Annotated in this window: 9 protein-coding genes; 3 read left to right on the top strand and 6 right to left on the bottom strand. The window is 65.3% G+C overall.

The annotated features are described in order from the left end of the window. Window positions 1-43 precede the first annotated feature (43 nt). Together B2W22_RS00515 and B2W22_RS00510 are read right to left on the bottom strand one after the other, a co-directional pair. Window positions 44-568, bottom strand: a complete 525-nt coding sequence (locus B2W22_RS00515; protein WP_175125093.1) for a MarR family winged helix-turn-helix transcriptional regulator — start codon at window positions 566-568, stop codon at window positions 44-46. A 31-nt stretch (window positions 569-599) separates the two neighbouring features. Continuing rightward, window positions 600-1487, bottom strand: coding sequence for a DMT family transporter (locus tag B2W22_RS00510; protein WP_175125072.1), 888 nt, complete (start codon window positions 1485-1487; stop codon window positions 600-602). A 69-nt stretch (window positions 1488-1556) separates the two neighbouring features. On the opposite strand from B2W22_RS00510, the gene B2W22_RS00505 reads away from it, so the two are divergent. Together B2W22_RS00505 and B2W22_RS00500 are read left to right on the top strand one after the other, a co-directional pair. Further along, a complete protein-coding gene (locus tag B2W22_RS00505) occupies window positions 1557-2534 on the top strand; it encodes a DMT family transporter (RefSeq protein ID WP_175125071.1) in 978 nt (325 codons plus the stop codon). A 50-nt stretch (window positions 2535-2584) separates the two neighbouring features. After that, window positions 2585-3574, top strand: a complete 990-nt coding sequence (locus tag B2W22_RS00500) for a quinone oxidoreductase family protein (protein ID WP_175125070.1) — start codon at window positions 2585-2587, stop codon at window positions 3572-3574. A gap of 114 nt (window positions 3575-3688) precedes the next feature. Here B2W22_RS00500 and B2W22_RS00495 read toward each other — a convergent pair whose 3' ends face one another. Both B2W22_RS00495 and glnE read right to left on the bottom strand, forming a co-directional pair. Further along, window positions 3689-4363: an epoxyqueuosine reductase QueH gene (locus tag B2W22_RS00495; RefSeq protein WP_105238120.1), complete on the bottom strand. Its 675-nt coding sequence runs from the start codon at window positions 4361-4363 to the stop codon at window positions 3689-3691. A gap of 48 nt (window positions 4364-4411) precedes the next feature. Then, the gene (glnE, locus tag B2W22_RS00490) at window positions 4412-7207 is read right to left on the bottom strand and encodes a bifunctional [glutamate--ammonia ligase]-adenylyl-L-tyrosine phosphorylase/[glutamate--ammonia-ligase] adenylyltransferase (RefSeq protein ID WP_286935901.1); all 2796 of its coding nucleotides are present in this window, start codon (window positions 7205-7207) and stop codon (window positions 4412-4414) included. A 103-nt stretch (window positions 7208-7310) separates the two neighbouring features. On the opposite strand from glnE, the gene B2W22_RS00485 reads away from it, so the two are divergent. Beyond that, window positions 7311-10943, top strand: a complete 3633-nt coding sequence (locus tag B2W22_RS00485) for a YhdP family protein (RefSeq protein ID WP_286935900.1) — start codon at window positions 7311-7313, stop codon at window positions 10941-10943. A 63-nt stretch (window positions 10944-11006) separates the two neighbouring features. On the opposite strand, the gene rho is transcribed toward B2W22_RS00485, so the two are convergent. Beyond that, complete coding sequence (gene rho, locus B2W22_RS00480; protein ID WP_043541410.1) at window positions 11007-12266, bottom strand: transcription termination factor Rho; 1260 nt, start codon at window positions 12264-12266, stop codon at window positions 11007-11009. 116 nt (window positions 12267-12382) lie between these two features. After that, entirely contained in the window at window positions 12383-12709 is a 327-nt protein-coding gene (gene trxA, locus B2W22_RS00475) for a thioredoxin TrxA (RefSeq protein ID WP_006218534.1), read from the bottom strand. Between the last annotated feature and the right edge of the window lie 257 nt (window positions 12710-12966).

The raw sequence follows: 12966 nt of genomic DNA, 5'->3' as shown, positions 1-12966 counted from the left end.
ATTATGCCAAATAAAAACCCCGGCTCCAGCACGGGGCGTGGGGTCAGCGGTCGGCCGGGGAGCCGGACGCGGACCCGTTTGCGATCATTCGTCGCATGAAGTGCATGAGTTGCTTGACCTCGTCGGTCGAAAAGCCGCGCAGGTGATGATTGAGCGCGCGGGCAATGTTGGCGGGGATTTCGCGGGCCTTGGCCTCGCCCAGTTCGGTGAGCTCGATCTTGACGACGCGGCGGTCTTCCTGGCTGCGGTTCCGGCGCAGGAGACCCTTGGCTTCCAGGCGATCCAGCGCACGCGTCATGGCGCCGGTGTCCATGTCGTTGAGCCGCGCCAGTTCGGCGGGCGTATCGGCACGGCCCAGAAACACCATGGCCAGCGGGCGCCATTGCATGGCGGTGAGGTCAAGCGGCGCCATCTCCTGGTCCAGCATGCGGTTCAGGGAGTGATAAGCCAGCTTGATGAGGTAGCCCGCGTTGTCTTCGGCCATGCAACGGGTGTCGTTGCGGTAATGGACCGGGGTGTCGGGCGACTCGGAGGATTCGGGCGTGGGCAGGGAAGGCGCGGCAGTCATGCGGCGCATTTTACTGCTTAGTCAGTTATTGTCAAGGCTGTATCTTTGCCGCGGGTTCAGCCACCGGCGCCTGCTTGCGCAGACCGGACCAGACGATGGCGGCCACGATCAGCGCAGCGCCGGCCAGCATGCGCGGCGTCGGCTCCTGGCTGAACAGCACCCAGGCGAAGGCAATGGCATAGACCGGTTCCAGCGCAATCACCAGCCCCGCACTGCGGGCGTTCAGCCGGGTCAGGCTGGAGACGAACAGGTAATGGGACAGCCCGGTGCAGAAGACGCCCAGTAACGCGAGCCAGAACCAGTCCAGCGCGGGCAGGGCAGGCAGTTGGCCGATCGCGAAGGGCACCATCACCAGCGCCACCACCACGTTCTGCCAGCAGGCCACCTGCATCGGATCCATGCCGGACGCCGAGCGGCGGTTGCTCAAGGCCAGCAGGGCAAAGCTCAGGCCGGACAGCAGGCCCCACGCGAGTCCGATGGTGCCCTGGTCGGCCAGGTTGAACGAAGGCGTGACGAGCACCAGGCCGGCGGTCACCAGGCCCAACAGCAGCCATTCGGCAAGACGGACGCGCTCGCGGAAGATGAGGCCTTCGAACAGGGTGATGAAGGCGGGAAAACTGGCAAAGCCGAGCGTCGCGATGGCAATGCCGCCCACCTTCACGGAAATGAAGAAGGTGACCCAGTGCGCCGCGAGCAGCGCGCCCGCGAGGACCAGCACGAACAACTGCGCCGGGGTCAGCACGCCCAGCAGCGGCTTGCGGCGCATGCGCGCGAAGATGCCCAGCGCCACGACCGCGAACAGCGCCCGTCCCAGCGTGATGACGGCGGCGCTGGCCTGGATCAGTTCGCCGAACACGCCGGTCAGGCCGAATAGCACGGCGGCAATATGGATATAAGTAAGGGCGCGGTGTCGGGTCATGCTGCGAAGGAGGCGGTCTGCATCAGAGAAGGCGTGCAATTATTTTTGCGGTGAACTTAAAATCATCGCATGAATCGTATTGCCAAGCTTACGGCGCTCCCGCTGGCCTCCAGCCGCGCCGCCGGGATCGCCATGGCGGTGCTTGGCGCCATCCTCTTTTCCGCCAAGGCCATCGTCGTCAAGTTCACCTACCGCTACGGAATCGACGCGGTCACGCTGATCGCGTTTCGGATGCTGTTCGCGATGCCGTTCTTCGCGGTGGTGGCGTGGCGCCAGTCGCGCCGCGCGGCGCGGGGCGAGATCGTGGTGATGACCACCAAGGAACGCCTGCAGGTGTGCGTGCTTGGTCTTCTGGGCTATTACCTGTCCAGCTTCCTGGACTTCCTGGGGTTGCGCTACATCACCGCCAGCCTCGAACGCCTGATCCTGTTTCTGTCTCCCTCGCTCGTCGTGCTGCTGTCGGCCCTGTGGTTCAAGCGGCCGATCGAGCGCCGGCAATGGCTGGCCATGGTGCTGTCGTACGCCGGCGTGGTGCTGGTGTTTGCGCACGACCTGTCCTTCGGCGGAGGCGGCGAGGTGCTGTTAGGGTCTTTGTTCGTTTTCGGCTCGGCCGCAAGCTATTCTGTGTACCTGATTTGCTCCGGGGAACTGATCAAGCGGATCGGCCCGACGCGGCTGGTGGCGTATGCCATGCTGGTGTCGTGCGTGGCCTGCATCATCCAGTTCTTTGTCGTGCACCCGCCGTCGATGCTGATCCAGCCCGCGGCGGTCTATGGCTATTCCATCATTCACGCCACGCTGAACACGGTGGTGCCGGTATTCATGCTGATGTGGGCAGTGTCGCTGATCGGCGCACCCACTGCTTCGCTGCTGGGCATGGTGGGACCGGTGTCGGTGCTGTTCCTGGCCTCGTGGTTCCTGGACGAGCCCATCACCGTGTGGCAGATGGGCGGGACCGTCCTGGTGCTGGCGGGGGTGTTTGCGTTGATGGGGGGCGGCGCCATGCGCACGCCGCCCGCGCAGGACGACAGGCAGTCCACGCGGTGAAGTCTGCATTTTTGGTCAATTCGCATTATTTCCAATGAAAGGAGGCCAGCATGGCCAGCAATCTCGTCAAGGCAATTCGTATCGAGCAGCACGGTGGTCCTGAAGTTTTGAAGCTGGTTGAGGTGGAAGTACCGCCGCCGGCCGCCAACGAAGTCACGATCGAGCAGCACGCTGCCGGTCTGAACTTCATCGATATCTATTTCCGCACGGGCTTGTATCCGCATCCGCTGCCGCACGGCCTGGGTTTCGAGGGCGCCGGCGTGGTGACCGCCGTGGGCGCCGACGTCAAGCACCTGAAGAAGGGCGACCGCGTGGCCTACGGCCAGAGCCCCATCGGCGCCTATGCCAAGGCTCGCAACGTGCCGGCCCTGCAGGTCGTCAAGGTGCCCAAGGGCATTGAATTCGATGAAGCGGCCGCGCTGATGCTCAAGGGCCTGACGGTGCAGTACCTGTTCCGCCAGACGTACCGCCTGCAGGGCGGCGAGACCATCCTGTTCCATGCCGCGGCTGGCGGTGTCGGGCTGATCGCTTGCCAATGGGCCAAGGCGCTCGGCGTCAAGCTGATCGGCACGGTCTCCAGCCCGGAAAAGGCGGAACTGGCGCGCGAGAACGGCGCCTGGGAAACCATTGATTATTCGCGTGAAAACGTGGTCGAGCGCGTGCTGGAACTGACGGGCGGCAAGAAGGTGCCCGTGGTGTACGACGGCGTGGGCAAGGACACGTGGGAAACCTCGCTGGACTGCATCGAGCCGCGCGGTTTGATGGTCAGCTTCGGCAACGCCTCGGGTCCCGTGGCAGGCGTGAACCTGGCCGTCCTGAACCAGAAGGGCAGCCTGTACGTGACGCGGCCCTCGCTGGGCATCCACGTGAACACGCTGGAAAAGCTGCAGTCGGCCTCCGAAGAACTGTTCGACCTGGTGCTCAAGAAGAAGATCAAGGTCCGCATCGACCAGCGCTACACGCTGGAGCAGGCGGGCGAGGCGCAGACGGCGCTGGCTTCGCGCAAGACGACGGGCGCGACGGTGCTGACGCTGGACTGATCGCAACACAAAGCATTGCGGCGCCCCGTGGGGCGCCGCAGCGGGCCTGGAGGACGCGCGATGCGCGGACTGCCAGGCTTTTTTATGGGCGGTGCAGAGCGCACCGCCCGCTGATCAGAGATTTTCTTCGTTGATCAGGTCTTCCTTGCCGTAGAACTTGACGCCGATGTGAATGCGTTCGCGGCCCTGCGAGCGGCGATGGCGGTTGGTATCGCGCAGCGAGTAGACGCAGCCGCAGTATTCCTGCTGGTAGAAGTTCTCGCGCTTGCTGATTTCGATCATGCGCGCCGAACCGCCGCCCTTGCGCCAGTTGTAGGTCCAGTAGATCAGGTCGTCGTAGCGCGCGGCGGCGCGTTCGCCGCAGCCGTTGATCTGGTTCATGTCCTTCCAGCGCGAGATCCCGAGCGAGCTGGTGATGGTGTCAAAGCCATGCTCGTGCGCGTAAAGCGCGGTGCGCTCGAAGCGCATGTCGAAGCAGGCCGTGCAGCGCTCGCCGCGCTCGGGCGCGTCTTCCATGCCCTTGACGCGGTCAAACCAGTTGTCCATGTCGTAGTCGGCGTCGATGAATTCGATGCCGTGCTGCTCGGCGAAGCGGATGTTCTCCTGCTTGCGGATTTCGTACTCTTTGACCGGATGGATGTTCGGGTTGTAGAAGTAGATCGCGTAATCGATCCCGGAGGCCGTCATGGCCTCCATGACCTCGCCGGAACAGGGCGCGCAACACGAATGCATCAGCACCTTGCTGCGGCCGGCGGGCAGGTCGAGTTTGGGGCGGACGAGTTCAGACATGGCGGTCAGGCAAAAGCGGAAAAACCCTTATTTTACGACGAGTTGCCATCAGCCTAGCACCGTCGTCCAGAGCTCGCGGACCGCGGCCCGTTCTGACTGCAACTGGTCGGGCGCCACGCGGGCCTTTTCCACGCCCTGAAGACGCAATTGGTGCTGGACGCGCCGAAGCGTGCGGTAGGCGTCGCCCGACCGCGCCGCCAGGTCCGGCGGGATCAGCCCGGCTTCGCCGGCCAGGCGCAATAGCGCGATGTTGCCCAGGTTGCGCACCAGCACCGGATGCGTGCCCGCGTGGCACAGCACCAGGTACTGCGTCACGAATTCCACGTCGACCATGCCGCCGCGATCGTGCTTCAGATCGAAGCGGTCGGTGGTGTTGGGATGGCCGGCATTGATCTTTTCGCGCATCGCCAGCACCTCGTTGCGCAACGCGGCCGTGTCGCGCGGCGCCACCAGGATGTCCTCGCGGATCTTCTCAAAGCGCTGGCCCAGGTTGGCGTCGCCCGCCGCGAAACGCGCCCGGGTCAGCGCCTGGTGTTCCCACGCCCAGGCGTGCTTGTGCTGGTATTGCTCGAAGGCCTCCAGCGAGACCGCCAGCAGCCCCGCGTCGCCGTCGGGCCGCAGGCGCAGGTCGGTTTCGTACAACCGGCCCGAGGACGTCATGGTCGACAGCCAGGACGACATGCGCCGGCCCAGCTTGGCGTAGACCTCCGCCGCGTCGTCGCGCGGGTCGTCGAACAGGAACACCAGGTCAAGATCGGACGCATAGCCCAGTTCCTTGCCGCCCAGCTTGCCGTACGCGATGACGGCAAAGTGCGGCTCGGCGCCCGGGACCTTGTTCACGAGCGGCCAGGCGCGACGGATGGTTTCGGTAAGCAGCAGGTCGGCCAGCGCCGACAACTGGTCGGCCAGCTTTTCGACGGTGAGCTCGCCTTCCAGGTCCTGCGCCAGCAATTGGAAGCTGGCCTGGCGCTGCGCGTCGCGCATCAGGTTCATCTGGCGTTCGACGTCCGGTTCGCCGTCCGGCAGGCGGCAGGCGTCCATATCTGCGGTGAGCTGCCGGGCAATCTGGCCGAAGTCGAGCGGCTCGAAGAGCGTGCGCCAGTCGATCAGGCTGTCGAGCAGCAGCGGATGCTGCGTCAGGTACTGCGCGGCCCACGGACTGGCGGCCACCATGCGCGCCACGCGCGCCAGCGTGTCCGGGTATTCGGCGAGCAAGGCAAGGTACGCGCTGCGTTGCGCAATCTTTTCGATCAGGTCGAACAGGCGTACCGCCGCTTCATGTGGCGCCGGCGTCTGCAGCGCCGCGCGCAGGGCGGCCGGCAGCAGGACCTCCATACGGCGGCGGCTGCTTTCCGGCAAGCTGCGCACGCGATGGCTGCCCGATAGCGTCTCGGCGCGGCGCAGCAGATCGTCTGCATCGTTGCCGAACGCCTGGCGGATCTGCTCGCTCAGTTCGCATTCGCTGTCAGGCTCGGGCTGGCTGGACGGCGTGGCGTCTGCGGTGGCGTCCGGGGCGGTGGCGGGTGCAGCTTCTTCCTCGCCCATGCCGACCATGCGGAAGACGTTGCGGAAGGTCTGCGACACGAACTCGCGGTGTGCCGCCAAGGTGTTTTCAAAGTCTTCGGCGGTCATCCCCAGCGCCGCGGCCAGGGCGGCGCGCAGGTCGGGGTCGCCGGGCAAGAGGTGGGTCTGCTCGTCTTCGCGGTACTGCAGCGCATGCTCGGTGCGGCGCAGGAAACGATAGGCCTCTTCCAGCCGGCGGGCATCGTCCTCGGGGATCAGACCCGCCACGCACTCGGCATGCAGCGCCTCGAGCAGCCCCCGCTTTTGCAGCGCCGGCATGCGGCCGCCGCGAATCAATTGCGCAAGCTGCACCACGAACTCGATCTCGCGGATGCCGCCGTCGCCCAGCTTGATGTTGTTGGCGCTGTCGATGCCATTGCGCGCCGACGCGCGGCGCTGCCAGTCCTGGCGGATGCGCTCGCGCAGCGCGCGCAGCGCGGCCAGCGCGTCAAAATCGAAATACTTGCGGTAGACGAAGGGCACGCGCAGGCTTTCCAGTTGCCGGGCCTGCGCGGCGCTGTCGCTGTCTTCGAACGCCTGCGCGGGCATCAGCCGCGCTTTCAGCCAGGCATAGCGCTCCCATTCGCGGCCCTGGCCGATCAGGTAGTGCTCCAGGGCATCCAGGCTCCAGGCCAGCGGACCGGCGTCGCCGTCCGGGCGCAGGCGCAGGTCGGTGCGGAACACCTGGCCGTTGGCGTCCACCTCGGACAGTACCGGCATCATGCGGCGGGTCAGGCGCCCGTAGAACTCGTGATGGCTGATGCGGCGCGGGCCGTCGGTTTCGCCTTCTTCGCCGTACAGCATGATGAGGTCGATGTCGGACGAGACGTTCAGCTCGCAGCCGCCGAGCTTGCCCATGCCGACGATCAGCATCTCCTGCGGTTTGCCGGTGGCCGGGTCGCGCGGCATGCCGTGCACGGCCGACAGTTCCGCCGCCACGCTGCGGTAGGCGGCAGCCACTGCCATGTCCGCCAGCGTGGTCATGGCGCCCACCACCTCTTCAAGCGGCGCTTGCCCGGTCAGGTCGCGCACGATCAGCACGCTGAAGACGCGTTCGCGCAGCTTTCGCAGCACCATGCGGCAGACGTCCACCGGCAAGGCGGCGGAGGCGGCCGAGGCGGGGCCGGCCAGTTCGTTCTGCCATTGCGCCATCAGGTCGGGTGTCACTGGGTGTTTCACGGCCTCGTCCAACCAGGCGGCCAGGTCCGGGTGGGCGTCCAGGCGGCGGCGCAGATGGCCGGACCAGGCGAGGGCGGGAGCGATCAAGGATGGTTTCGACATGGTGCAAAGGGCGGCAGACGGATGGACGTGTTTCAGGTATAAGTGGGGACGATACTGCAAGACATCTCCTCCTGCCCACTGATCCGTGTCTGTTCCAAAAAAAGTGCTCCGCAGCCTGTTCTGGGCCGCGCTGACCGTCTATGGCGTCGTCGCCATCGGGTTTCTGGGCGTGCGCTACTGGGTCCTCCCGCGGGTGGATCAGTGGCGCCCTCAGATCGAAGCCTACGCCAGCCAGGCGTTGGGCGCCCGCGTTACGATCGGCGCGATCAAGGCGAACTGGCAAGGGCTCAATCCCAGGCTCGATCTCGCTGCCGTCCAGGTCTACGACGACGAGGCCGATCCGGTATTGAGCCTGCCGTCCGTGTCCGCGGTCGTGGCATGGCGCAGCCTGCTGTCGCTGTCGCCCACGCTGGTGCGGCTGCGGCTGGAAAAGCCGGAACTCACGCTGCGGCGGGACGCGTCCAATCATCTGTGGGTCGCCGGTCAGGACATCGACCTGAATGCGAGCGACCATGCCTCCGATCTCAATCATCCGGGCCTGCGATGGCTGGCGGCGCAGCGCGAGCTGCTGGTCAGCGACGCCACGCTGCGCTGGCAGGACGAATTGCGCCAGGCGCCGGAACTGACACTGGAAGGCGTCGACTTCCTGGTGCGCAATGGCAGCCTGTCGCACCGGTTCGTGCTGCAGGCCTCCGCAGGGCCCGCGCTGGCGCATAAGCTGGAACTGCGCGGGGAATTCAACCGTGGACTGTTTGGCGTCGACGCCAAAAAGCCCGCCAACTGGAGCGGCCAGATTTTTGCGCAGGCCGACGACGTGGAGCCGCAGGCCTGGGCGCCGTGGATCGACGTGCCCGCGGTCGCCGGCCGGCTGGCGGCTCGGGCGTGGTGGCAATTGGATCACGGCAAGTTCACCGAACTGACCAGCGATGTCGCCGTGCGCGGCGTGTCCTGGATTGCGGCGCCGGACGGCCCAGCTGTCCAGAGCGGCTCGGGGCAGTTGCGCTTTTCCCTGTGGCCTGGCGATTACGTGAAGATCGAAGGCGTGCCGCTGGGGCGCAGCAAGGGCGCGCCTGACGTGGCCGTCAAGGGCGCGGTGCATCAACTGCGCGTGACGCTGCCCGGCGTCTTCGAGACGCCGACGCTACGGGCCGACGACCTGGAGCTCGATGCCCAGGTCAAGGGGCCGGATCCGGCGCATTGGTTCGTCGACGTGGCGCAGTTGCGCCTTGCCAATGAAGACCTGGAAGCACGCCTGCAAGGCCAATGGCGGCCCGAAGGCAAGACCGCGGCGGGCAGCGTCGACGTGCGCGGCACGATGGTCCGCGGGTCGATGTCGGCCATTCACCGGTATCTGCCGCTCGAGGTGAATGCGGACGCCCGTGAATGGCTGGCGACCGGCCTGCCCGCCGGGCAGATGCATTCGGCGGCCATCACGCTCAAGGGCGATCTGGACGACTTTCCGTATGGCGCACCGGGCTCGACCGGCGAGTTCGTCATCGCCGGCAACTATTCCGGCGCCAAGGTCGATTACGCGCCGGCGCGCAAGCACCACAAGGGCTGGCCGATGCTTGAAAACCTGTCGGGCAGTTTTCGCATCGACAAGGTGAGCCTGGCGCTGGACAGCGCGGGCGGCGCTGTGGCCCATACCGGGCAGGGACATACCGTCACGCTGGGCAAGGTGAAAGCCGCCATTCCGAACATGGAGCACGACTCGCAGCTTCGCGTCACCGGCGACACCTCCGGGCCGGTGGCGGCGTACCTGGCGCTGGCGGCGAATTCTCCGCTTGGCGAGCTGCTGGACGGGGCGCTGGACGAGGCGCACGGCACCGGCGACTGGCGCATGCCGCTCGATCTGACCGTGCCGCTGCTCAACACCGATGACACGCAAGTGGTGGGGCGCATCAAGTTCTCGGACAATTCGTTCAGCTTCATGCCCGAGATCCCGGTGCTCAGCCAGATCCACGGTGATCTGGAATTCTCGGAGAAAGGCGTGCAGACCAAGGGCATCCGCGCGCAGTTCCTGGGCGGCCCCGTCAACATCTACGGCACGCTGGCGCAAGGCACGGACGCGCTGCGTTTTGACGGCACGCTATCGGGGCCCGGCCTGTCGCAGTTGAGCCGCGCGCCGTCGATGTCGCGCTTTACCGGCCGTGCGGCGTACAAGGGCCGGCTGATCTACCTGAAGGGCGGTGCGATCGACATCTCGGCCGAGTCCGACCTGGTCGGCATGGCGATCGACATGCCCGCGCCGGCCGGCAAGCCCGCCAAGTCCGCGCAGCTGTTGAAGCTGCAATGGTCGCCGGCACAGGACCGCGGCGCGCGCGACCGGCGCTGGCTCACGGCCAGCCTGGGCGACAACGTGAATGCGCTGTTCGAGCGGGACCCGGGCGATGGCTCGTCGTCGTATTTTTCGCGCGGGGCGCTGGGCGTCGGGCGGCCAGCCAGCCTGCCGGAACGCGGGCTGAGCCTGAACGCCAGCCTCCCCGAGCTGGACATGGACGGCTGGGAAAAGGTTTCGGACGGATTCGACGAGCCGCCCGTCAAGGGCAGGCCGCCCACCAAGCCCATCCTGCCGCAACCCGAGCGCATCAGCCTGGCGGCCAGCGTGCTGCACGCCAGCGGTTTCACCTTCAATGACCTGACGCTGTACGCCACGCGTCCCGCGCCGGCGCGCTGGCGCGTCGAACTGGAATCGCGGCAGGCGGCGGGCACGCTGGAGTGGCGTGAGGCGCAGGGCGCCATCGCCGGCCAGATCACCGCTCGCCTGAAACATCTGTCGATCGCGGGCGAGGGCGACGCCAATCAGGCCGACAAGGCGCTGGCGTCCGGCAACGACCTGTCCGACATTCCCGCCATCGACCTGCAAGCCAACCAGTTCATGCTGTACGGCAAGAACCTGGGGGCGCTACAGGTCACGGGCACCAATCTGGAACGCGGACGGCAGTGGCGGCTGGACAAGCTGTCCATCACCAACGATTCGGCGGCCCTGAACGCCACGGGGAGTTGGGGGCTGGAAGGTCCGAACCGCGGCCTGACCGTCGACGCGTTGCTGAAGCTGGAAAACGTCGGTGACTTCATGAGCCGGATCGGCTTCGAGAACGTGGTGTCCAACGGCAAGGGAACGATCCAGGGCAAGGCGACCTGGCGCAATCTGCCGTGGACACACAACATTGCCGACGTGGTGGGGGACGTGGTCGTCAGCCTGGACAACGGCCGCTTCATGCACGTGAATTCCCGCACCGCGCGCCTCTTGGAGTTGCTGTCGCTGCAATCGCTGCAGCGGTTGGCACGGCTGGACGTCAATCCCACCAACCTGCTGCGCGACGGCTTTCCGTTCGACACCATTCGCGGGAACGTGAAGGTGGCCGACGGCATGCTGACCACCGAAGGCTACAAGATCAACGGGCCGGTCGCGGCCATCGTCCTGGCCGGAGGCGTGAACCTCGTCAAGGAACGCTGGGACATGAAAGCGGTGGTGATTCCGAATCTGGACGCCAGCGGCGCGGCGATGGTCACCGCTCTGGCCGTCAATCCGCTGATCGGCCTGGGCGCTTTTGTCACGCAATGGCTGCTCAAGCAGCCGCTCGCCCGCGCGATGACCATGGAATACGCCGTCACAGGCAGCTGGGACGATCCCAGCATCGAGCCGATCGAAGCCGGCAAGGAACCGGCCAAGCAGACGCCGCGCCCCGCGAATGCCACGCCGCGCCGGATGCCGGAATTCATCGAACATTGAGCCGCCGCCCATGAAAAAAGCCGCCCTTGGCAAGGGCGGCTTTCTTTGGCGCGGACGTTCCGCTTACTTCTTCTTCATCATGTCGAAGAATTCGGCGTTGGTCTTGGTGGCGCGCATCTTGTCCAGGATGAACTCCATGGACTGGACTTCGTCCATGTCGTGGATGAACTTGCGCAGCACCCACACCTTCTGCAGCAGGTCCGGGGCGATCAGCAGCTCTTCGCGGCGGGTGCCCGACTTGTTCAGGTTGATGGACGGGTAGACGCGCTTTTCTGCGAGGCGGCGCTCGAGGTGGACTTCGGAGTTGCCGGTGCCCTTGAATTCTTCATAGATGACTTCATCCATGCGGCTGCCGGTTTCGATCAGCGCGGTGCCCAGGATGGTCAGCGAGCCGCCTTCTTCCAGGTTGCGCGCCGCGCCGAAGAAACGCTTGGGGCGTTGCAGGGCGTTGGCGTCCACGCCGCCGGTCAGCACCTTGCCGGAAGCCGGCACGACGGTGTTGTAGGCGCGGGCCAGACGGGTGATCGAGTCCAGCAGGATCACGACGTCCTTCTTCATTTCGACCAGGCGCTTGGCCTTTTCGATGACCATTTCGGCCACTTGCACGTGACGCGTGGCGGGCTCGTCGAAGGTCGACGCCACCACTTCACCGCGCACGGTGCGCTGCATTTCGGTCACTTCTTCCGGGCGTTCGTCGACCAGCAGGACGATCATGACCGCGTCGGGATAGTTGGTGGTGATGGCATGCGCGATGTGCTGCATCATCACCGTCTTGCCGGACTTGGGGCTGGCGACGATCAGGCCGCGCTGGCCCATGCCGATGGGGGCGAAGACGTCGAGGATCCGGCCGGTGAGGTTTTCCTCGCTCTTGATGTCGCGTTCCAGGCGGATGACGCGGTTCGGATGCAGCGGCGTCAGGTTCTCGAACATGATGCGATGCTTGATCGCCTCAGGGGCCACGCCGTTGACCTTGTCCACCTTCACCAGGGCAAAGTAGCGCTCGCCATCCTTGGGGGTGCGCACTTCGCCTTCGATGGAATCGCCGGTGTGCAGATTGAAACGGCGGATCTGCGACGGAGAAATGTAGATGTCGTCGGTGCTGGCCAGATACGAGGTTTCCGGCGAACGCAGGAAACCAAAGCCGTCGGGCAGGACTTCAAGAACGCCGTCGCCGAAGATCTGCTCGCCCTGCTTGGCGCGCCGCTTCATGATGGCGAACATCAGTTCCTGCTTGCGCAGGCGGTTGGCGTTCTCGATTTCCAGGCCAGCGGCCATTTCGAGCAGCTGCGAGACGTGCAGCGCCTTCAGTTCGTTGAGGTGCATCGCGGTGAGTGTTGGGGGAAAAGTAAAGGAGGGTCTGGCGGCGCGCCACGGACGGGCTCGCGCGGTACTGAATGAGCGCCGCCTATGCGGCGGCGCCCTCGTTTACAGCACGCGATTTACAACGCGCCGTCCAGGAATGCGGTGAGTTGCGACTTCGACAGCGCGCCAACTTTGGTGGCGGCAGCCTGGCCGTCTTTAAAGAGCATAAGGGTCGGAATGCCGCGGATGCCGTACTTGGTGGCGGTGCCCTGGTTCTCGTCCACGTTCAGCTTGGCGATCGTCAGACGGCCAGCGTATTCGGTGGCGACTTCTTCCAGGATCGGGGCGATCATCTTGCAGGGGCCACACCAGGCAGCCCAGTAGTCCACCAGCACCGGCTGGCCGGATTTCAACACATCGGCATCGAAGCTGGCGTCACTGACGTTCTTGATTTGGTCGCTCATGATGGTGATTCTCGGTTCGGCAGCAAAAGGCGCGTGAAAACGCGCCTTGCCGTTGTTCTTGTTTGTGGAATGGACTCAAGCATACCACTGTCAATAACAACAGGCATACCACTGTTAATAACAACAGGGTTTGCAGGTTTTTGTGTAGGATGTTGCGGCGCAGCTGTCGCGGTCCGGGAAGTCAAAGCCCGGATCGGCGGTTGTGACTGTCATCATCCTACCGAAATCGGACCTGGTCAGGTCGTGCGCATCCCACC

This window comes from Achromobacter sp. UBA4530, assembly GCF_002388205.1.
GTDB classification, from domain to species: Bacteria; Pseudomonadota; Gammaproteobacteria; order Burkholderiales; family Burkholderiaceae_B; genus Achromobacter; species Achromobacter animicus.
The sequence above is the reverse complement of the archived record's forward strand: the minus strand, read 5'-3'. Positions and strand labels throughout refer to the sequence as shown.